The following is a 21,587-nucleotide window of genomic DNA, read 5'->3' as shown; positions in this document are numbered from 1 at the left end:
AGCAAGCCTGACCGCATGTGCGATATCAGGCAAGCATGAGCGTACTAGCTGCGGCGCTGACGCACAGCTTCAAATAAGCAAATACCGGTCGCAACCGATACGTTCAAGCTCGACACACTACCCGCCATAGGGATAGAGATCAGTGAATCACAAGATTCACGGCTTAAACGGCGTAAACCTTTATCTTCCGCACCCATGGCAATCGCCAGTGGCCCTTTAAGATCGGCTTGATAAAGCTCGCAATCTGCCTCGCCCGCCGTGCCCACAATCCATACACCTTTATCCTGCAGGTGACGCATAGTGCGCGCAAGATTAGTCACTTGGAATAAAGGCACAGTTTCCGCCGCGCCGCATGCCACTTTACTCACAGTCGCAGTTAAGCCGACTGAGTTGTCTTTAGGCACGATAATACCTTGCACGCCTGCCGCATCGGCATTACGTAGGCAAGCGCCTAAGTTATGGGGATCCGTCACGCCATCCAAAATCAGCAGAAATGGTTGCTCAGTGTTGGCAAGCAGCACATCTAGATCTTGCTCATTCAACACTTTCGCCGCTTTAACGCGCGCGACTATGCCTTGATGTTGGCTGCTTTCCGCTTTGTCATCCAAGGCTTTACGAGAAGCGACTTGAATCGTAGTGCCAAAGGCTTTAGCCTGATTGGCAAGCACAGTTAAGCGCTCATCGTCACGACCTTGTAACAGCCATAACTCGATAATGCGCTCAGGGCTGTGTTTTAACAGAGCTTCAACTGCGTGGATCCCAAAAATAATATCTTGTTTTTTCATTTATTTCTTTCTCGTGCTCCGCTTAGCGGCTTTTGGCTTTTTAGCCGGATCTTTTACTGCTGTCTTTTTCGCTTTAGTGCCCGCTTTAGCCTTAGGTTTGGCTTTGCCAGCTTCAGCCTTAGTGCTAGGGATTGCGGTTTTACCCGCTTTGCCTTGCTTAGCACCTTCGCGATTAACACGCTCACGGGCAGTCATCGGCTTATCACGGCTGGCAGAGGCTTTACGCTTACCACCTTTGCCGTCATCACCCAGCATGACTAAATCAATCTGTCTGTCATCTAAGTTAACAGCAGCGACCTTAACCGTCACAGGATCGCCGACTTGATAGACTTGACCTGTATGCTCACCGATAAGGCGTTGACGCATAGGATCGAATTGGTAGTAATCGCTACCTAGGCTTGAGATATGCACTAAGCCATCGATAAACAGCTCATTTAAGCGCACGAACAAACCAAAGCTCGTCACTGAGGCAATCACAGCCTCAAAGGTATCGCCGACGTGATCTTGCATAAACTCGCACTTGAGCCAATCGCTAACATCGCGAGTCGCTTCATCGGCACGACGTTCTGTGGTTGAACACTCTTCGCCCAATTGGTCGAGTTCATCGAGTTGATAGTGGTAGCCACCATCCTGCGTCCACTTTTCTGTGGCTTCGCCTCTTTCCTTCGCCAGTAAATAACGGATAACTCTATGTAAGACTAGATCCGGATAACGGCGAATGGGCGAGGTAAAATGCGCATATTCTTCTAAGGCTAGACCGAAGTGACCTTCATTATCTGGGGTGTAAATTGCCTGACGCATAGAGCGCAGCAACATCACTTGGATAAGTTCAGCATCGGGACGGTCGGCAATTTGCAGCATCACGTTCTGGTAATCAGACGGCGTTGGCTCAAGTCCGCCAGGCATAGTCAAACCACGCTCAGCAAGGAACTCTTTAAAGTTCGCCAACTTTTGCTCAGATGGCGCTTCATGCACTCGGTACAGCACGTCGCCTTTGTGTTTCTTCACAAATTTAGCTGCAGAAACGTTGGCTAAAATCATGCATTCTTCAATGATTTTATGTGCTTGATTACGGCCACGCGGCACGATTTTATCAATCTTGCGCTGCTCATTGAAAATGAACTGCGTTTCCATGGTTTCAAACGCAATCGCACCACGCTCAGCTCTTTGCTCATCTAGCGCTAAATACAATGACTGTAAACACTGCAGATGCGGGAACAAGGCTTCATGCTCAGGCGCAATCGGGCCGCCTTCTAACATCTCAGCCACTTGGGTATAAGTGAAACGGGCATGGGAATACATCACAGCCGGATAAAACTTATAACCCGACAACTTGCCTTTGGCAGACACTGTCATCTCGGCGACCATACATAAACGGTCGACGTGAGGATTAAGTGAACATAGGCCATTGGAGATTTTCTCCGGCAGCATAGGGATCACTTGCGATGGGAAATACACTGAGTTACCACGGGCACGCGCTTCGGTATCTAAAGCCGAATCGGTGCGAACATAATAACTAACGTCAGCAATCGCAACCCATAAACGCCATCCGCCACCGGCTTTTTTCTCCGCATACACGGCATCGTCAAAATCGCGGGCGTCTTCGCCGTCGATAGTCACTAATGGCAGATGACGTAAATCTACACGGCCGACTTTATCGGCGTCGGTCACTTCATCGGGAATTCGGCGCAGTTTCTTCTCGATCACAGGTGACCAAGTATGGGGCAAGTCATAGTTACGCAGGGCGATTTCGATTTCCATCCCCGGTGCCATTTGCTTACCAAGCACTTCAGTCACTTTACCCGCAGCCTTAACAAAACGACCTGGGCGACGCGTTAATTCAACCACAACCACATCGCCTTGACGGGCGCCGTTGCGATCTTCATTCGCGACTAAGATTTCTTGAGTAATACGCTTATCATCGGCAATGACAAATGCCATACCGCTATCAACATGATAACGGCCGACAATCGCGGCACTGCGCGGCTGGATCAAACGCACCAAACGCGCTTCGCGGCGACCACGACGATCTGTGCCCGCTTTTTGCGCCAGCACTTTATCACCGTGGAAATACATCAACATATCGCGGTTCGAAATAAATAAGTCATCACCGCCTTCATCGGGTTTGAAAAAGCCGAAGCCTTCTCTGTGTCCGAGTACAGTGCCGGGGATAAGATCCATTTTCTCGGGCAAGCCATAGCTCTGCCCACGGGTGAACACGAGTTCGCCATCGCGTTCCATCGCACGTAGGCGACGGCGCAGGGCCTCAAGCTGTTCTTCCTCTTGGATGTTTAACGCCGCGGCAATACTGTCACGAGTGATAGGTGATTTCTGAGAACGTAAGTAATCGATAATATACTCACGGCTTGGGATAGGGTTTTCGTACTTATCCTGTTCACGCTCAAAATGAGGGTCTTTGATCATTCAATATCCAAATAATGTGTCTCTAGATTAAGAGACCACTTAACGGGTTCGCAACTGTTCTTGCTGGGCCCGCGCCACTGCACTGGGGGGCATTTTAGCTGCTAACACCTGCAGTAAAGACAAGGCTTTTTTCTTCGTCGCCTCGTCCGCAAATACATCGTTATATAACCAGTGATAGGCCATCTCGTAATCCCTAGGACTACCATAACCTTCACCGAATAAACGCACTAACATCATACGAGCGGGTAAATCACCACTTGCAGCCGCAGGCAGTAAATAATGCACTGCTCTGTCTTTATTGCGGATGACAAATTTCCCACTCTGATAATACTCGGCAAGCTTTAACATCGCTTCTGAGCTACCTTGTTCGGCCGAGTCACGTAACAAAGCAATACCCTTCACAGGGTTTGCCTTTACACAGGTTCCATAATTGAGCATTTCGCCCCACAGAAATTGATATAAAGGCTGTTTTAAGACCTGGGCTCGCGCCTCAATATCTTGGACTAACTGGCAATCATCACGCTTCACTTTCGCTAAATATTGATCGCTACGGATCAAATCAAGCAATTGATCTTGGCTATAAATATCCACCGCCTGCGTTTCAGCAAAGCACATTGAAGATACTAAGGGCAGTAGCGCAACTAGTGCTGTACGTAGCATAACGACTCTCAATGACAATAGGGTGAATACTTGCATCGGCAGTATAACCTATTTCTTGAGCTTGAGCTGAATTTCTAACCGCAGAATTAAACAGAGAAAGGCATAAAGAAGCAGAGAAAAAGGCCGTGAAACACGGCCTTAACAGGTCTTAATTGAACGGATTAACCAAAATCATGGTTTCGTTACGGTCAGGACCTGTAGAGATAATGTCGATTGGTGTTTCTAATAGCTCTTCAAGACGCTTGATATAATTGATCGCTGCCGGTGGCAGTTGCTCAATGGATGTCGCGCCAAAAGTCGACTCGCTCCAACCTGGCATAGTTTCATAAACAGGCGTAACCAGTTCATAACCTTCAGCCGCAAGCGGGGTCACTTTAGAGATAGTGCCATCAGGATTCTGATAATCCACACAAATTTTCACTTCTTTCAGACCATCAAGTACATCTAACTTAGTCAAGCAGAAGCCGCTAACACTGTTGATTTGAACTGCGCGGCGCATTGCCACAGCATCCAACCAACCTGGACGACGCTTACGACCCGTTGTCGCACCAAACTCATGACCTTTAGTACCTAAATGATCACCAACTTCACATAATAGTTCAGTTGGGAATGGACCTGCACCCACGCGAGTGGTGTAGGCCTTCATGATACCTAAGACATAGTCTAAGTGACGCGGACCAAAACCTGAACCCGTCGCAACACCACCGGCAGTGGTATTTGAAGAGGTTACAAAAGGATAAGTTCCGTGGTCGATGTCGAGTAATGTACCTTGAGCGCCTTCGAACAGGATTGGCTCACCGGCTTTACGCGCAGTATCCAACAGTTCAGTCACGTCAACACACATGCTCTTCAGATAATCGGCCATAGCCAAAGCATCTGTTAGCGTTTGCTCGTAATCAACAGCTTCGACTTGATAGTACTCTGTCAGCATAAAGTTATGGTATTTCATAACTTCTTTCAGCTTTTCAGCAAACAGTTCAGCATTGAACAAGTCACCTACTCGCAGACCGCGACGGGAGATCTTGTCTTCATACGCAGGTCCGATACCGCGGCCAGTTGTACCAATAGCTTTATTGCCACGTGCTTTTTCACGGGCGATATCTAAGGCGCAATGGAATGGTAGGATCAGCGGACACGCTTCAGAGATCAACAGACGTTCCTCAACAGGAACACCACGATCTTTCAGCATGTTGATCTCTTTCATCAGGGCGTCAGGTGCAAGCACCACACCGTTGCCAATAATGCATTTCACATTATCGCGCAGGATACCCGATGGGATCAGATGAAGAACGGTTTTATCACCATCGATAACCAAGGTATGACCAGCATTGTGGCCGCCTTGATAGCGAACTACATATTTTGCCTGTTCTGTTAGAAGGTCGACAATCTTACCTTTTCCTTCGTCACCCCATTGGGTGCCGAGAACAACTACGTTTTTGCCCATTATTTGCTGCAAGGTTGCGGTTAAAAAAGAATTTTAACAGATCTTAGTAAGCAAGGGCAAGCAGGCTGTTTTTTACGCAAAAATCACCAAGATCACCACGCCTGCCGTGACTAACGCGCCACCAAGTCGCTGGATAACCTGCTGATTTTGATGGGAGAGCTCATTTAAATAACGACGCCACTTGTTCGGAAAGAGTAAGGGGCCGACTCCCTCTAAAAGTAATACAAGTGCTACTGCCAGCATAAAAACTTGAAAAGTCATGTGCACCTCAAACTCAGTCGTTCAATACACATTTATTGTATATCAGCCCACTCCAACAACAGAGTCTCTTATTTAAATGAATTCGCCAGTATCGTAAATTCTAGCCAATAAAAAACCCAGCATAGGCTGGGTTTTTTGATATTCCAAAAACGAATTAACGCTTAGAGAATTGTGGCTTACGACGTGCTTTACGTAGACCCACTTTCTTACGCTCAACTTTACGAGCGTCACGGGTAACGAAACCAGCAGAACGTAGTGATGGACGCAGTGCTTCATCTAATTGCATCAGAGCACGGGTAATACCGTGACGGATTGCGCCTGCTTGGCCAGTGATACCACCGCCTTTAACAGTTACATAGATGTCCAGCTTGTCAGTCATTTCTACTAACTCTAAAGGTTGACGAACAACCATACGAGCAGTTTCACGACCAAAATACTGATCCAAAGGACGTTGATTTACAACGATGTTGCCACTACCTGCTTTAGCGAAAACGCGAGCTGTAGAGGTTTTGCGACGGCCAGTGCCGTAGTACTGAGTTGCAGCCATTTGCTTAATCCCGTTTAGATATCAAGAACTTGAGGTTGTTGTGCAGTGTGGTTATGTTCTGCGCCAGCGTAAACTTTCAGTTTACGGAACATGGCACGGCCCAGAGGACCTTTTGGTAACATACCCTTAACTGCTTTCTCGATGATCATTTCTGGCTTTTGCGCTTGCAGCTTTTCAAAGCTGATTTGCTTAATGCCACCAGGGAAGCCTGAATGCGAGTAGTACGTTTTGCCTTTCGCTTTGTTACCAGTAACAGTCACTTTTTCAGCATTAACAACGATGATGTAATCACCGGTATCAACGTGTGGAGTGTATTCTGGCTTATGCTTACCGCGTAAACGGGTAGCAATTTCAGTAGCGATACGACCTAAAGTTTTGCCGTCTGCATCAACGACGAACCAGTCACGAGTTACGGTTTCTGGTGTAGCAGTAAAAGTCTTCATTATTACAAAAACCCAAAGTTAATTTTCTGTCTCACATGTTGTCTGCATTTGCAAACAACACAAAATTGCCTTTTAGCACCCCTTCGAGCACTGACTTCGGCTTACAACTTCCGCCCAATTGGCGGAGTAACGTGGGCAGGTGGCGGAGTATAGACAAAGCTGAGTTAAAAATCACCTGATATTTTGATAAAAATTATAAAATATCGACCAATCTGGCTTGTCATCCGAAGGATTAACAAGCCACTGGTGATTTAACACGGGAGTTAAAGCAAAACTCTTGCGCCGCAGGGTTAAGGCAGGTGCTCTGTTTTCAAATAATCGTGTGATTGCATCTCAATAAGACGCGAGCGACAACGTCTAAATTCGAAGTTAAGCAAGCCATCGGCGTAGATGTCTTCGAGTGGCACTTGGGCCGATACGATAAGCTTTACATTGCGCTCGTAAAACTCATCAACCATAGCTAAAAATCGTCTGGCGATATCATCACCGGTCAAAAATGCGCCCATTTGCTCAATGCCGCTGACCAGCACAGTATGGTAAATCCGCGCCAATTCCATGTAGTCACGCTGACTTCGCGGACCATCACAGAGCGCTCTAAAATCGGCCAACAATACGCCCTGCGCCTGCTGACGAATACTGATACTACGACCTTCGATTTCGATGTCGGCGGTAAGCACCTCTGACTCAGGCGCTAACTGGCTAAAATAACGCATAAGATTGGCATCGGCTTGTGCGTCTAACGGATGATGATAAATCTCCGCTTGCTCAAGGGTACGTAGTCGATAATCGATGCCAGAATCCACATTGAGCACTTCACAATGTTGATTAATTAAGGCTATCGCGGGTAAGAAACGTGCCCGCTGTAAGCCATTTTTATATAAGTCGTCGGGGATGATGTTAGACGTAGCGACCAGCACAACGCCTTCTTTAAATAGCGCTTGAAACAGCGTACCTAACAACATGGCATCGGTAATATCGGAGACAAAGAATTCATCGAAACAGATAACGCGATATTTCGCGGCCATCTTTTTCGCAATCACCAGCAAGGGATCGCGCACGCCTTTCAGTTCATCTAAATCTAAATGTAGCTGATGCATGAAACGATGGAAGTGAGCCCGCAACTTTTGATCGCCAGGCAAGGCATCAAAAAAAGTATCCATCAGATAGGTTTTGCCGCGACCCACACCGCCCCAAAGATACAGGCCTTTAGGTGAAGCAGGCGCCGATTTTAAGCCGAATGCACTAAACAATTTCCCTACGATAGAACTCGGCTCTTCCGCCGCCGTTAAGTCTTCATAAACACGTTGCAATGCTTTGACCGCAATTTCTTGGGCCGGATCATGGGAGAAACCGTCACGGGTAAGATCTTTTTGATAATGCTGCCAAGGGCTTAACTGAGGCACTTTTAAATTCTCTTATGTCCTTTATTAAAACTGCGATGATATTAGCACGGCCAATGTGGCGCAGGATATATTAATGCTGAATACGACTTTTGCCTCAACGCTAAACAGCATACAAACGGCGAATAAACCTCTATGCTGTAGGTCATTTTAATCGGCAAAACTTGCTGATATCAGGGCTTGAAAAATGAGTATCTTGCCCACAGTTTCCCACTCAGCAACGAGTATGAAACAGCCGATAAAATAGGCTCAAAAAAATTAACATTTGTTAATATGATGAACTTTTTCAATTAGGTGCGTGTCCGAATGGTTACCTAGGCAAATAGCCGGTACCGATACAGATTTGATCTGGCACTCGCACAATAGCTGATGCATTACATCCAGATCGTTCAACCCTTATTTGGAGTTATGAATAGATGAAAACAAAATTATCTGTACTTTCAGCCGCAATGTTAGCCGCGACCCTGACTATGATGCCTGTCGTCTCACAGGCTGCCATTCCACAGACGGTTGAGGGACAATCCATTCCAAGTCTTGCGCCCATGCTTGAGCGTACGACACCTGCTGTTGTGTCCGTAGCCGTTACGGGGACTCATGTTTCAAAACAAAGAGTACCTGATGTTTTCCGTTACTTCTTTGGCCCCAATGCGCCACAGGAGCAAGTGCAGGAACGTCCTTTTAGGGGCTTAGGCTCAGGCGTTATTATTGATGCTGAAAAAGGCTACATAGTCACTAACAACCACGTGATTGACGGTGCTGATGATATTCAAGTTGGTCTACATGACGGTCGTGAAGTAAAGGCCAAACTCATTGGTACTGACTCAGAATCGGATATTGCATTGCTGCAAATTGAGGCAAAAAATCTTATCGCAATCAAGTCATCAGACTCTGACGACTTGCGTGTTGGTGACTTTGCCGTTGCCATTGGTAACCCCTTCGGTTTAGGACAAACCGTGACTTCAGGTATTGTCAGTGCTTTAGGCCGTAGCGGTTTAGGCATAGAAATGCTGGAAAACTTTATTCAAACCGATGCTGCTATCAATAGTGGTAACTCGGGTGGTGCACTCGTTAACTTAAACGGGGAATTGATTGGGATTAACACCGCAATCGTAGCGCCGGGCGGTGGTAACGTCGGTATCGGCTTTGCGATCCCTGCCAATATGGTGAAAAACCTGGTCGCGCAAATTGCCGAACACGGTGAAGTACGCCGCGGAGTACTGGGGATTTCGGGACGCGATCTTGATAGCCAACTCGCCCAAGGCTTTGGTTTAGACACCCAACACGGCGGCTTCGTGAATGAAGTAGCCAAAGACAGTGCCGCCGAGAAAGCCGGCATTAAAGCGGGTGATATCATTATCAGCGTCGATGGCCGTGGCATTAAGTCCTTCCAAGAACTGCGTGCCAAAGTCGCCACTATGGGCGCGGGTGCTAAGGTTGAGTTAGGACTCATCCGTGACGGTGATAAGAAAACCGTTAAAGTGACCTTAGGCGAAGCGAGCCAAACCAGTGAATCTGCTGCAGGCGCCGTACACCCTATGTTGCAAGGAGCATCCTTAGAAAACTCATCTAAGGGCATTGAAATTACCGATGTCGCCCAAGGTTCGCCTGCGGCTATGAGTGGCTTGCAAAAAGGAGATGTAATTGTCGGTATTAACCGTACTGCAATTAAAGATCTTAAGACTCTTAAAGCACAGCTAAAAGATCAAGAAGGTGCAGTTGCACTGAAGATTATGCGTGATAAGAGCATGTTGTATTTAGTCCTACGTTAATCGGCTAAATAGGCCATATTTTCTGCCACAGATAAGCATAGGGAGCTTAGGTTCCCTATGCTTACATAGATTAAACATGTTAATCTAACTCACCTTTTTCAAGATCCATCCTGCCATGACGATAAAAGACACACTACTATATCTCGGTAAAGCCACCCTTTTCGGTCTTATCATGGCGGCCATGTTTTTATTGGTAACCCGTTATTTCGATAACCAGTCCCTCGGTAATAGCCTGCTACAAACCCGAGCCAACAACACAGTCGAGCTCTCCTTTGCCAAGGCGGTCCGCCGCGCAGCCCCTGCCGTTGTTAACATTTATAGCCTCAGCATAGATCAAAATCGCCCACTTAACTCGGGTTCGCTACAGGGGCTAGGTTCTGGGGTGATAATGAGCAAAGAAGGCTATATTCTTACGAATTATCATGTCATTAAAAAGGCCGACGAAATTGTTGTCGCCCTGCAAGATGGACGCAAATTTACCTCTGAAGTGGTTGGCTTCGATCCAGAAACCGATTTATCGGTGCTCAAGATTGAAGGCGATAATTTACCGATTGTCCCCGTTAACCTCGACAGTCCGCCTCAAGTTGGTGATGTCGTGCTCGCCATTGGTAATCCCTACAATTTAGGCCAAACCATTACCCAAGGCATCATCAGTGCCACAGGTCGTAACGGCTTAAGTTCTGGTTACTTAGACTTTTTGCAAACCGATGCGGCGATTAATGCCGGTAACTCGGGCGGCGCACTCATTGACACTAACGGCAGCCTTATCGGTATTAATACCGCAGCATTCCAAGTGGGTGAAGAAGGCGGTGGCCATGGGATTAACTTCGCTATCCCGATTAAATTGGCCCACAGCATTATGGGTAAGTTGATTAAGAATGGCCGCGTGATCCGTGGTGCTTTAGGGATTTCTGGCGAGCCAATTAACCCTGTGGTGGCGCAGATCCTTAATCTACCCGACCTAAAAGGTGTGCTTGTTACGGGTGTCGATCCTAATGGCCCAGCGGCGCGAGCCCTCTTAATGCCAAGGGATGTGATTATTAAATACGATGGTGAAGATGTGCCAGGCGTTGAAATGCTGATGGACCGCATCGCGGAAACCACACCGGGTAAGAAAGTGATGATGACTGTGATACGCCAAGGGAAACAACAGGAGTTACCTGTGATTATCGATGAAAAGGTTGTGGTCGATAACTAGAGTGGCGCCCCTCATTGCGTAGCACACTAAAACGCAGACAACAAAAAACCAGCTTTTAAGCTGGTTTTTTAATGGGTCGAGATTTTAATCTCCCAGGCCTAACTCAATAGCTCAATAACTCGTTACTGAGTACGCACAACCTGCGCGCCTAAACCTTGGAATTTATTCTCAATGTGCTCATAACCACGGTCTAAGTGATAGATACGATCGACAATCGTCTTGCCATCGGCCACTAAGCCCGCAATCACTAGACTCGCTGACGCACGTAAATCCGTCGCCATCACCTGCGCACCACTTAAGGATTCAATCCCTTGGATAATGCAGGTATTACCTTCAAGCTCCATGGTTGCGCCCATACGAATAAGCTCTGGCACGTGCATAAAGCGGTTTTCGAAGATGGTCTCGGTAATGGTTGCCGTACCTTGCGCTAAAGCGTTGAGCACACAAAACTGAGCCTGCATATCCGTTGGAAAACCAGGATAAGGTGCCGTCTTGATATTGACCGCCTTTGGACGCTTACCTTGCATATCGAGCTCAATCCAATCTTCGCCCGTCGTAATCTTAGCGCCCGCATCTTCAAGCTTAGCGATAACTGACTCAAGTGATGCAGGATCGGCTTTTAGGCAACGAATACGTCCACGAGTTACCGCAGCAGCAACCAGGAAGGAACCGGTTTCGATACGATCTGGCATCACGCGGTAATTACAGCCCTGTAAACGCTCAACCCCTTGAATACGCAAGGTTGCACTGCCTACGCCGGTGATTTTTGCGCCCATGGCAATCAAGCAATTGGCCAAATCGATCACTTCAGGTTCGCGCGCCGCGTTTTCAATCACGGTTTCGCCATCGGCTAACGCCGCAGCCATCAGCAAGTTTTCGGTGGCGCCGACACTCACCATGTCCATGAAAATGTGTGCGCCCTTAAGACGACCATCAACACGGGCTTTAATATAGCCTTCTTTCACTTCAATCTTGGCACCCATCATTTCGAGGCCATGTAAGTGTAAGTTAACCGGTCTTGCGCCAATGGCACAGCCGCCTGGCAATGACACGTCTGCGGTACCATAACGCGCCAATAACGGCCCTAAAATTAAGATAGACGCGCGCATGGTTTTCACGAGATCGTAGGGAGCGCAAAACTCATTCAGATTAGTGGTTGAAATGCGGATCTGTCCGTCGCCAAGCTCAGTCACTTCAGCACCGAGGCAGCGTAATAATTTACAGCTAGTCGTCACATCGCGAAGATTCGGCACGTTAGAAACCACAAAATCGGTTTCGGCCAATACGCCTGCCATCAGAATAGGCAGAGCCGCATTTTTAGCACCTGAAATGATCACATCACCGGCAAGCGGGGGGCTTGCCTGAATTGTTAGTTTATCCACTTTTCCTCACTAGCTAGGCATGTTGAAAACTTTTTCGCGTTTCCATTGAGTCGGCGTGAAAGTTTTGATCGTTAATGCATGTAATTCACCGCTGGCAATGTGTACTGTCAACGGTGCATAAATGGCTTGTTGCTGTTTGACTCGGCTCATACCATCGAAGCATTCGCCTACGGCGATCACTTTATAATGGCTACCATCCGAGCTAGCGTGAACTTCTTCAAGCCCTAACGCATCACGTAAAATCTGTTCGATTAAGCTGCATTCCATGAAATCTATTACCCTATTCTCAATGCGCTTCTTCGGTAAAGAAGGCATGTAAATCATATAAATCGATGAGTTTTTTAAGTTGTGGTGAGGCAGAACTCAATTCAAGTTGGCTGCCATGTTCACGCACTAACGCCAGCAAAAATGCCATGCCAGCGCTATCACTGTATTCAAGCCCAGATAAAGACAATATCTGAGTAGACTCGCCCAGCAGTTGTTGCCGCTGTGGCCAAAGTGTAATGACATCGGCTTGGGTTATGCGCCCTTTGAGATGACAAACTGTGCCTTGTTGCACAAATTCAATCACGACTGCGACTTCCCTGATTTAGCCTTGATGGTCACTTTTTCTTTGGTACGATCTTCGAGCATCTTAATCACAGGATCGATACCCTGCTGGCGAATCAGATTCGAGATTTCAGACTGCTTAGAAGACAGTAAGCTCACACCTTCGGCAACTAAGTCGAATGCCTTCCATGAGTCATCTTTCAAACGGCGTGCCTTAAACAGCAGTTTGATTGGCGGACGACCGGCTTCGATGATCTGCACGTTCACATCCACCATTTTCTCTTTGCTGAAATCAACCCCAGGTGAAAATTCCACTTTTTGATTGGTGTATTCAGTAAAAGCTTGGGCATAAGTCGACACTAAATAACCTTCAAAGGCATCGACGAAACGATTACGCTGATCTTCGGTTGAATCCTTAAGATATTGGCCTAAGACTTTGTAAGATGCGTATTTATAATCGACATAAGGCATTAGTTCTTCACGAACGATCACCTTTAAATGATCTGAGTCAGCATCGATTAACGCTTTATCTTTATGAAAACGATCAAAGGTTTTATTGGCAACGGCTTTCACCATGGCATACGGATCATTAGTGTCGACCACCACATCGGCGGCAACAGCGCTCGTTGTCCCTAAAACCATCACTAACAGCAGTAAAAAACGAGATAAGTTTTTAAACATAGCGGTAACCCCTATTTATCCTTCGAACCCATACTATATAAGAACTGACCAATCAGTTCCTCCAACACTAATGCCGAGCGCGTGTCATCAATCTTGTCGCCATCTTTGAGCATACTGACATCATCGTCGACAAAACCCGGTGTTAACCCCAAGAATTGCTCGCCCAATAAACCCGAAGTCAAAATTGCTAAACTACTGGTTTCAGGGAATTTATCGTAACGCTTATCCATCACTAAAGTGACCACAGCCACTAACTTAACGGGATCTAAATCAATGCCACTGACGCGGCCAACCACAACACCGCCGACCTTAACGGGCGAACGTACCTTCAAGCCACCAATATTGGTGAAATTGGCTTTTATGGTATAAGTGCTATCGCTGCTTTTAACTTCAATATTGGCGACGTTAAAGACCAAGACCAAAAAAGCGGCCAATCCCGTTAAAAGAAACACACCCACTAATAATTCAATTTTTCGTGTCAACATGTTTAGCTACCACTCTGTTAATCCATCTTACCTGTGTCGAAATCCGCAGTGTTCCGTTAGCGGCCAAACATCAGGGCTGTCAGTAAAAAATCTAATGCCAATACAGCGAGGCTCGACTGAACCACTGTCTGAGTCGTTGCACGGCTGATGCCTTCCGGATTTGGGATCACTTGATAACCGCGATACAACGCAATCCAAGTCACCACTACGGCAAACACACCACTCTTGATCAAGCAGTTAACTATGTCCTGACGCCATTCGACCGACGCCTGCAGAATCGACCAAAACGCCCCGCTGTCGATACCCTTCCATTCCACGCCTACTATGTGACCACCGTAAATACCCACAGCGGTAAACATTAACGCCAGTAATGGCATACTGATCACCCCAGCCCAAAAGCGTGGTGCAATAATCTGCCTTAATGGGTCGATAGCCATCATCTCTAAACTCGAGAGCTGCTCAGTACTTTTCATTAAACCAATTTCAGCGGTTAAGGCTGAACCCGCACGTCCCGCAAACAAAAGTGCGGTAACCACGGGCCCTAACTCACGCAGTAAACTGAGCGCCACCATAGGGCCTAAGCTTTCTTCGGTGCCGAAGCCAACTAAGATGTTGTAGCCTTGCAGCGCCAACACCATGCCGATAAAGAGCCCTGATACTAAAATAATCACCATAGATTGCACGCCGACTACATAAATCTGGCGCACTAACAATGGAAAGCCTTTGCGCACGCGTGGCCAACGAAAAATCGCCCCCCACAACATGAGCCCTGCGCGGCCAAAACCGAGCACTAACTCAATCGCGCTGCGGCCTAAGTTGGCAATACTGTCTATTAACTTCACTTGCCAACTCCTTTTGCCATTAATTCTTGTTGGTAATCATTCGCCGGATAATGGAACGGTACAGGGCCATCCGGTGCGCCTTGAATAAACTGTTTCAGCTGCGGATTGTCGGCGTACTTCAATTCTTCTGGCGTGCCATGGGCGATGACTTTTTTATCGGCCACCACATAGACATAATCGGCAATACCGAGGACTTCATCTACATCGTGGGACACCACAATAGAAGTCAGATTCAGCGCATCGGATAACTCACGAATAAGCTTCACTAACACGCCCATAGAGATAGGATCTTGGCCGGCAAAAGGTTCATCGTACATCACCATTTCAGGCTCAAGCGCGATGGCTCTAGCCAATGCCGCGCGGCGTTGCATACCACCGGATAACTCACTTGGCATCATCTGGGCGGCACCACGTAAACCTACGGCTTCGAGCTTCATCAGCACGATAGTGCGAATAATGTCTTCTGGCAGACCAGAATGTTCGCGCAGCGCAAACGCCACGTTATCGAACACATTGATGTCGGTAAACAGCGCACCGCTTTGAAACAACATGCTCATCCGCTTACGTAGACTAAATAATTCATTGCGACTCACGCCATGGATATCGTGACCGTCGAATAACACTTGTCCGTGGTCAGGCGTTAATTGGCCGCCGATCAACTTTAACAGGGTCGTTTTGCCTATGCCGCTCGGCCCCATGATCGCCGTCACCTTGCCCCTTGGAATGGACAGGCTAATATCTTCATATATCACACGCTGACCGCGGCTAAACCCCAAATTACGGATCTCAACCAACGGCGTTTGTTCTTGAGTCATGCTTGATTCCGACATTTGCAAAAGAGGTGATCCTAGTCTTCCTAGACTGACCAATCGAAGAGCCGCAAATTGTACGTAATTGCGCTTTAACCTACAACCGAATCGACACTATCGCCCTGCGATACTTTCAATTTGCCTCATTTACAGCGAAAATGCGCCCTAAGTTTTCACTCTGCACAGGTAAAATGTTACTTAATGTTTTCAACCTAGTTGCAGAATTGGCGATATTGGCTAATTCGTTCGCACTTAGCTCGCTCTTCGTCCACTTTTAGGTGCGATGAGTCGATATACGAGTGTGAAATAGAGGCATCCCGTGCGGTAATACCCGCCGCGATACGGGATAAATCCATTGAAATAAACGACAAAGACGATGATATTGCTCAAGACCTTCGACCGCTAAACAGGTTATTGTGCATGAATAGCTGCCGCAGCTGAACTTGACGAGTCGGAACAATCGCTCTAGCCTGCCGCAATTGTTTTGTTGCTTTAGAGAATTCACCACAACAAGACATAAGCTAAATCGTCTGAAAACAAACTAAAACTTGGCAGAAAGCCTATTACATATCATCTTTATCGCGTACCAAATTGTGCTATTCCAATCCCATCAATGGGGCGACAAAGACAATGCAAAAAGAGAGATAGACATGGTAGACAAATCACAACTGCGCCAATGGGGCTGTAAAGTTATCGACATTGAAAAGTCAGCCCTAGACAATCTTTATCAATATGTTGATTCGGCTGAATTTGCAGAAGCTTGCGAGTTGATCCTCAACTGCACAGGCAAAGTGATTGTCATGGGAATGGGCAAGTCGGGCCATATCGGCAATAAGATTTCTGCCACCCTCGCCAGCACAGGAACGCCCGCATTTTTTGTGCATCCGGGTGAAGCCAGCCACGGCGATCTCGGTGTATTAGCCGATAACGATGTGATTTTAGCGATTTCAAATTCCGGTGAGTCGAGCGAAATCCTCACCTTAATGCCCGTCATCCAACGTATGGGCGTGCCCGTTATCGCGGTAACAGGCAAACCCGAATCGAATATGGCGCGCTTATCTAAAGTACATTTATGTATTGAAGTCCCAGAAGAGGCTTGCCCACTTGGACTCGCGCCAACGTCGAGCACCACAGCGACCTTAGTGATGGGCGATGCGATTGCCATTGCGCTGCTACAAGCGAAAGGCTTTACCCGTGATGACTTTGCTATGTCTCATCCTGGCGGTGCTTTAGGACGCAAGTTATTGTTAAAAGTCTGCGATGTCATGCATAGCGGTGATGACTTACCGCTCGTTAACCACGATATTTGCATCACAGAAGCCCTGTACGAAATCTCCAAAAAAGGCTTAGGCATGACGGCGATTATCGATGATCAGCGCAAGCTGGTTGGTATCTTCACCGATGGTGATTTACGCCGCGTTATCGATGCCGAAGTGAATCTACGTACTACGCCCATCGCCGATGTGATGACCCGTAACTGCGTGACCATCACAGACGGTGTGTTGGCCGCCCAAGCTCTGCAAGTGATGGACTCAAAAAACATCAACGGATTAATTGTTATCGATAAAGACCGCCATCCAATCGGCGCTCTTAACATGCTAGACATGGTTAAAGCAGGAGTCATTTAATGCCACAGCAAGGATTTTACGGCCCAATCAGTGATGATGTGTGGCAACGCGCGCAAAAGATTAAACTGTTGATCTGTGACGTCGACGGGGTGTTTTCCGACGGTCGTATTTACTTAAGCAATAGCGGCGAAGAGCTAAAAGCCTTCCACACCCGCGACGGCTATGGCGTGCGCTCGATACTCACCAGCGGTTTTAATCTAGCGGTGATCACTGGACGTCAATCCAAAATCGTTGAAAACCGTATGACGGCGCTCGGCGTAACCCATATTTATCAAGGCGTAGACAATAAGTTCGAGCCCTATGAAGCATTGCTCGCACTCTATGGCGTTACCCCAGAAGAAGTGGCTTATATCGGTGATGATATTGTCGATCTGCCAGTGATGAATGTCGTCGGCTTAGCAGTCAGCGTAGCCGATGGTCATCCCTATGTTCGTCAGCACGCCCACTTTGTGACTACGCTCAATGGCGGCCACGGTGCCTTGCGTGAACTCACAGATCTATTGCTACTCAGTCAAAATAAATTCACTTCGGCCCATGGAATGAGTATATGAGTCGTGTGACACTCGCGATTATCGCTTTTTTTGGAACGGCATTAGTGCTTTATTGGCAAGTGCAGAACAAACATAGCGGTGATACCGATAACAGAGTAAAAGATCAAAATACCCCAGATTTCATCGTTGAAGATCTGCGCAGTGTTGAGTTCAACGAACAAGGGCTAGTCAATAGCCGTGTGACGGCGAAACACATGGAACATTATGATTCAACGAATCAAACTTACTTTACTCAACCTGTTTATCTTGTTTATCCAGACCAAGGTAAAGCACAATGGCAACTCAGAGCAGATCAGGGCAAGCTAAACAAGGAAACGGGCAAGGTTGCATTAGAAAACAATGTTATTATTGATGCCATTAGCCCAGAAGAACCGATCCAGACCTTGTCCACCAGTTATCTGGAACTCGATCTCAATACGATGATAATGACCTCTGACCGCACCATTTACGTCACAGGGAAAGATTTTAATATTCAAGGCCAAGGCCTTTATGCAGACCTCAACGCGCAAGAAGTGCAATTGACCAGTCAGGTAGTAGGAACATATGAAGCAAAATAACGTATTACTTGCCAGCCTAATGCTAATAATGAGCATGAGCGCCTTTGCTAAAGTCGACGACCTGAAACAGGAAGTCAAAATCAAGGCTGTGAGCCAAACGGCAGATATCAAGAACAACCAGATCATCTTCTTTGGTCCGGTTGAAGTCACCCAAGGTTCGATTAAAATCCATGCAGATCAACTGCGTGCATTTTCTGCCGAAGGTGAAAATAGCAAAATTTTAGTGGCCACTGGCAACCCTGCGACGTACAGCCAAGTATTAGACGATGGCCGTCCAGCCTCGGCGAGCGCGAAAGAAATTCGTTACGATATGGCGAGCCGCACCCTGACACTTAAAGGCAAAGCCTCGTTAGATCAAGCGGGCAGCCAAGTGACGGGTAATTTGATCCGCTACAACATCATCCAGCAAAAATTGATTGCTGAGAGCACCGGCAGTGGTGACGATCGCGTGATCACTATCATTCAGCCAGAAAGCTATCAAGATGATGCCAAACCAGACGCGCCAGCAGATAAACCTGTGAAAAAGCAGGACTCTAAATGACCCAAATCACCCTAAGAGCACAAAATCTGGCGAAGAGTTACAAGAGTCGCCAAGTGGTTAAAGACGTCAGTCTGACGGTAAAAACCGGTCAAGTCGTTGGCCTACTCGGCCCGAACGGCGCGGGTAAAACCACCACCTTTTATATGGTCGTTGGTCTGGTTAAGAGCGATAAAGGCCACATCTTTATCGACGATGATGATTTAACCGCAGATCCTATGCACCTGCGCGCCCGCAAAGGCATAGGTTACTTGCCACAGGAAGCCAGTATCTTCCGTAAACTGACCGTCCATGACAACATCATGGCCGTGCTTCAAACGCGTAAAGAACTAAAAAAAGAGCAAAGGGAAGAAGAGCTAGAGCATCTGCTTGAAGAGTTCCACATCACCCACATCCGTGACAGCCAAGGCATGTCATTGTCGGGCGGTGAACGTCGCCGTGTCGAAATTGCGCGGGCGTTAGCAGCAAATCCTAAGTTCATTTTGCTCGATGAACCCTTTGCTGGTGTCGATCCGATTTCGGTTATCGACATTAAAAAGATTATCGAACAGCTCAAAAGTCGTGGCCTTGGCGTGTTGATCACAGACCACAATGTCCGTGAGACATTAGATGTGTGTGAACATGCCTATATCGTGAGTCACGGAAACTTGATTGCCGAAGGAACACCCGCAGAGATCTTAGACAATCAGCAAGTTAGGGCTGTGTACTTAGGTGAACAATTCAGGCTATAGTTAATCAAGCGGAGCCAATGTAGGCAATTTATGCCACCATTGGACTCCACTCAAGATGATAACAAGCGGCCTCATCCAACAATAATAACGTAGGGATCAGCGGTAACATGAAAGCGTCACTCCAGCTCAAACTGGGTCAACAGTTAACCATGACGCCACAATTACAACAGGCCATACGTCTGTTGCAACTGTCGTCATTAGAACTGCAGCAAGAGATCCAGCAAGCCTTAGATTCTAATCCCCTTCTCGAGCTGGAAGAGGATCAATTCGACGCCACTAAAGACCCTGTAAACCAAACGCTATCCGATACGGATTTCAGTGAATCTAGCACCCTGCCGCCAGAAAAAGACAGCTCCACCATAGACACGGCAGAGTCGCTCACGAAAGAGTCCATGCCCGACGAACTCCCCATGGACACCACATGGGATGAAGTGTTCACCGCCTCTCCTAATTCTGGCCCCGGCGGCAGTCGTGAAGACGATATGCCCTTCCAAGGTGAGACCAGTGAAGGCTTGTATGAACACTTAGAATGGCAAAAAAACCTCACACCGTTTTCTGAAACCGATTTAGCCATTGCCACCGCCATTATTGATGCCATCGACGATCAAGGCTATCTCACCCAAAGCACTGACGAAATCCTCGAAGCCATGGGCAATTCTGAGGTTGAGCTCGACGAAGTCGAAGCTGTACTCAAGCGCATTCAACACTTTGATCCCATTGGTGTTGCCGCCCGCGATTTAAGCGAGTGCCTGTTGATCCAACTGTCGCATTTCGCCGCTGACACGCCCAACCTAGAAAACGCCCGCATGCTGATCAAAGATCATTTAGATCTGATCGCCGCCCGCGATTTTAGATTGTTGATGCGTAAGACTAAATTAAAAGAGGATGAATTAAGAGACGGCATCGCGCTTATCCAAACCCTCAATCCCCGCCCAGGTTTATTGATTACGCCCAACGATGACGAATACGTCATCCCAGATGTGTCAGTGTCGAAGAAAAATGGCCGCTGGGTGGTTGAGCTGAATCCTGACTGCATGCCAAAAATCAATGTAAACCAACATTATGCCTCGATGGCGCGCAGCACTAAAAGCCAAGCCGATAGCCAATTTATTCGTGGTCATCTGCAAGAGGCTAAATGGTTTATCAAGAGTTTAGAGAGCCGTAATGATACCCTGTTGAAGGTGGCGAACTGTATCGTCCAATATCAGCAAGGTTTCTTTGAATACGGTGAAGAAGCCATGAAACCTATGGTGCTTAACGATATTGCCGAAGCGGTAGAAATGCATGAGTCGACCATCTCACGGGTGACGACACAGAAATACATGCATACCCCTAAGGGACTTTTTGAACTAAAATACTTCTTCTCTAGCCACGTCGGTACTGACGATGGTGGGGAGTGCTCATCCACAGCAATCAGAGCCTTCATTAAGAAACTGGTTGCAGCGGAAAACCAGAAAAAACCATTAAGCGACAGTAAGATGGCACAGCTTCTGGCAGAACAAGGGATCAACGTAGCCCGCAGAACCATTGCGAAGTACCGAGAGGCTATGCTCATTCCGCCTTCTAATCAGCGTAAAAGTTTATAACCTACAGTGGATATCGGAGGACGTTTCTATGCAAATAAACCTGAGTGGACACCATGTCGAAATTACCGAATCGTTACGCGCATATGTAGAAGAAAAGTTTTCAAAACTTGAACGCCATTTCGAACAGATCAATAATGTGCACGTTGTGCTCAATGTCGAGAAAATGCAACAGATTGCCGAAGCGAGAATAAATCTTATCGGTGGTGAAGTTTTTGCTACTTCAGAGCATGCTGACATGTATGCCGCTATAGACGCCCTGATTGACAAGCTTGATCGTCAGGTTATTAAACACAAAGAGAAGTTAACAAAACACTAAT

25 protein-coding genes are annotated in these 21,587 nt (G+C 47.3%); 9 read left to right on the top strand and 16 right to left on the bottom strand.

Annotation, left to right across the window (positions count from 1 at the left end; genetic code table 11):
* Positions 1-44: 44 nt before the first annotated feature.
* From rlmB to zapE, 8 genes are all read right to left on the bottom strand, one after another.
* Positions 45-785 carry a 23S rRNA (guanosine(2251)-2'-O)-methyltransferase RlmB gene (gene rlmB, locus FW758_RS12930; protein WP_006083047.1) on the bottom strand — a complete coding sequence of 247 codons (741 nt, stop codon included), beginning with the start codon at positions 783-785 and terminating at the stop codon, positions 45-47.
* A complete protein-coding gene (rnr, locus tag FW758_RS12925) occupies positions 786-3,209 on the bottom strand; it encodes a ribonuclease R (RefSeq protein ID WP_446445589.1) in 2,424 nt (807 codons plus the stop codon).
* A 39-nt stretch (positions 3,210-3,248) separates the two neighbouring features.
* Entirely contained in the window at positions 3,249-3,905 is a 657-nt protein-coding gene (gene motX / locus FW758_RS12920) for a flagellar protein MotX (RefSeq protein WP_011847814.1), read from the bottom strand.
* 112 nt (positions 3,906-4,017) lie between these two features.
* Positions 4,018-5,313: an adenylosuccinate synthase gene (locus tag FW758_RS12915; RefSeq protein ID WP_446445588.1), complete on the bottom strand. Its 1,296-nt coding sequence runs from the start codon at positions 5,311-5,313 to the stop codon at positions 4,018-4,020.
* Between the two features lie 72 nt (positions 5,314-5,385).
* Positions 5,386-5,574 carry a DUF2065 domain-containing protein gene (locus tag FW758_RS12910; RefSeq protein ID WP_006083051.1) on the bottom strand — a complete coding sequence of 63 codons (189 nt, stop codon included), beginning with the start codon at positions 5,572-5,574 and terminating at the stop codon, positions 5,386-5,388.
* 154 nt (positions 5,575-5,728) lie between these two features.
* Positions 5,729-6,121: a 30S ribosomal protein S9 gene (gene rpsI / locus FW758_RS12905; protein ID WP_006083052.1), complete on the bottom strand. Its 393-nt coding sequence runs from the start codon at positions 6,119-6,121 to the stop codon at positions 5,729-5,731.
* Positions 6,122-6,135: 14 nt separating this feature from the next.
* Complete coding sequence (gene rplM / locus FW758_RS12900; protein WP_006083053.1) at positions 6,136-6,564, bottom strand: 50S ribosomal protein L13; 429 nt, start codon at positions 6,562-6,564, stop codon at positions 6,136-6,138.
* A 290-nt stretch (positions 6,565-6,854) separates the two neighbouring features.
* Positions 6,855-7,967 carry a cell division protein ZapE gene (gene zapE, locus FW758_RS12895; protein WP_006086064.1) on the bottom strand — a complete coding sequence of 371 codons (1,113 nt, stop codon included), beginning with the start codon at positions 7,965-7,967 and terminating at the stop codon, positions 6,855-6,857.
* A gap of 413 nt (positions 7,968-8,380) precedes the next feature.
* Here zapE and degQ point away from each other — a divergent pair, with 413 nt between their 5' ends.
* Both degQ and degS read left to right on the top strand, forming a co-directional pair.
* Positions 8,381-9,733 carry a Do family serine endopeptidase DegQ gene (gene degQ, locus FW758_RS12890; RefSeq protein WP_311891232.1) on the top strand — a complete coding sequence of 451 codons (1,353 nt, stop codon included), beginning with the start codon at positions 8,381-8,383 and terminating at the stop codon, positions 9,731-9,733.
* 115 nt (positions 9,734-9,848) lie between these two features.
* The gene (degS, locus tag FW758_RS12885) at positions 9,849-10,931 is read left to right on the top strand and encodes an outer membrane-stress sensor serine endopeptidase DegS (RefSeq protein ID WP_006083056.1); all 1,083 of its coding nucleotides are present in this window, start codon (positions 9,849-9,851) and stop codon (positions 10,929-10,931) included.
* Between the two features lie 122 nt (positions 10,932-11,053).
* Here the strand turns inward: degS and murA are convergent, their stop codons facing one another.
* From murA to FW758_RS12845, 8 genes are all read right to left on the bottom strand, one after another.
* Positions 11,054-12,313 carry a UDP-N-acetylglucosamine 1-carboxyvinyltransferase gene (gene murA / locus FW758_RS12880; protein WP_006083057.1) on the bottom strand — a complete coding sequence of 420 codons (1,260 nt, stop codon included), beginning with the start codon at positions 12,311-12,313 and terminating at the stop codon, positions 11,054-11,056.
* A 9-nt stretch (positions 12,314-12,322) separates the two neighbouring features.
* Positions 12,323-12,580, bottom strand: a complete 258-nt coding sequence (locus tag FW758_RS12875; protein ID WP_446445587.1) for a BolA family protein — start codon at positions 12,578-12,580, stop codon at positions 12,323-12,325.
* 19 nt (positions 12,581-12,599) lie between these two features.
* Positions 12,600-12,884 carry an STAS domain-containing protein gene (locus FW758_RS12870; RefSeq protein WP_006086066.1) on the bottom strand — a complete coding sequence of 95 codons (285 nt, stop codon included), beginning with the start codon at positions 12,882-12,884 and terminating at the stop codon, positions 12,600-12,602.
* Positions 12,881-13,543 carry an MlaC/ttg2D family ABC transporter substrate-binding protein gene (locus FW758_RS12865; protein WP_446445586.1) on the bottom strand — a complete coding sequence of 221 codons (663 nt, stop codon included), beginning with the start codon at positions 13,541-13,543 and terminating at the stop codon, positions 12,881-12,883. Before FW758_RS12865 ends, FW758_RS12870 begins: the two co-directional genes overlap by 4 nt.
* A gap of 11 nt (positions 13,544-13,554) precedes the next feature.
* Complete coding sequence (gene mlaD / locus FW758_RS12860; protein WP_006083061.1) at positions 13,555-14,028, bottom strand: outer membrane lipid asymmetry maintenance protein MlaD; 474 nt, start codon at positions 14,026-14,028, stop codon at positions 13,555-13,557.
* Positions 14,029-14,084: 56 nt separating this feature from the next.
* On the bottom strand, positions 14,085-14,870 hold the full coding sequence (mlaE, locus tag FW758_RS12855; protein WP_011847819.1) for a lipid asymmetry maintenance ABC transporter permease subunit MlaE: 786 nt from the start codon (positions 14,868-14,870) through the stop codon (positions 14,085-14,087).
* The gene (gene mlaF, locus FW758_RS12850) at positions 14,867-15,685 is read right to left on the bottom strand and encodes a phospholipid ABC transporter ATP-binding protein MlaF (protein WP_063882287.1); all 819 of its coding nucleotides are present in this window, start codon (positions 15,683-15,685) and stop codon (positions 14,867-14,869) included. The genes mlaE and mlaF overlap by 4 nt, the downstream gene beginning before the upstream one ends.
* Positions 15,686-15,891: 206 nt before the next feature.
* Positions 15,892-16,050: a hypothetical protein gene (locus FW758_RS12845; protein ID WP_157600313.1), complete on the bottom strand. Its 159-nt coding sequence runs from the start codon at positions 16,048-16,050 to the stop codon at positions 15,892-15,894.
* Between the two features lie 279 nt (positions 16,051-16,329).
* Between FW758_RS12845 and FW758_RS12840 the strand changes: the two genes are divergently transcribed.
* The 7 genes from FW758_RS12840 to hpf all read left to right on the top strand — a co-directional run bounded on the left by FW758_RS12840 (position 16,330) and on the right by hpf (position 21,586).
* On the top strand, positions 16,330-17,307 hold the full coding sequence (locus tag FW758_RS12840; RefSeq protein WP_006086070.1) for a KpsF/GutQ family sugar-phosphate isomerase: 978 nt from the start codon (positions 16,330-16,332) through the stop codon (positions 17,305-17,307).
* Positions 17,307-17,858: a 3-deoxy-manno-octulosonate-8-phosphatase KdsC gene (gene kdsC / locus FW758_RS12835; protein WP_006083065.1), complete on the top strand. Its 552-nt coding sequence runs from the start codon at positions 17,307-17,309 to the stop codon at positions 17,856-17,858. Before FW758_RS12840 ends, kdsC begins: the two co-directional genes overlap by 1 nt.
* Complete coding sequence (gene lptC / locus FW758_RS12830; protein WP_446445585.1) at positions 17,855-18,415, top strand: LPS export ABC transporter periplasmic protein LptC; 561 nt, start codon at positions 17,855-17,857, stop codon at positions 18,413-18,415. The genes kdsC and lptC overlap by 4 nt, the downstream gene beginning before the upstream one ends.
* Positions 18,402-18,956 carry a lipopolysaccharide transport periplasmic protein LptA gene (gene lptA, locus FW758_RS12825; RefSeq protein ID WP_006086072.1) on the top strand — a complete coding sequence of 185 codons (555 nt, stop codon included), beginning with the start codon at positions 18,402-18,404 and terminating at the stop codon, positions 18,954-18,956. The genes lptC and lptA overlap by 14 nt, the downstream gene beginning before the upstream one ends.
* Positions 18,953-19,684, top strand: coding sequence for an LPS export ABC transporter ATP-binding protein (gene lptB, locus FW758_RS12820; RefSeq protein ID WP_006086073.1), 732 nt, complete (start codon positions 18,953-18,955; stop codon positions 19,682-19,684). The genes lptA and lptB overlap by 4 nt, the downstream gene beginning before the upstream one ends.
* Before the next feature lie 107 nt (positions 19,685-19,791).
* Complete coding sequence (locus tag FW758_RS12815; RefSeq protein WP_006083069.1) at positions 19,792-21,270, top strand: RNA polymerase factor sigma-54; 1,479 nt, start codon at positions 19,792-19,794, stop codon at positions 21,268-21,270.
* A gap of 28 nt (positions 21,271-21,298) precedes the next feature.
* Complete coding sequence (gene hpf, locus FW758_RS12810; RefSeq protein WP_006083070.1) at positions 21,299-21,586, top strand: ribosome hibernation promoting factor; 288 nt, start codon at positions 21,299-21,301, stop codon at positions 21,584-21,586.
* Position 21,587 lies beyond the last annotated feature (1 nt).

It is taken from the genome of Shewanella sp. 1180_01, from assembly GCF_052850535.1.
Note: the sequence above shows the minus strand (reverse complement) of the source record. Positions and strands in the feature narration are given on the sequence as shown.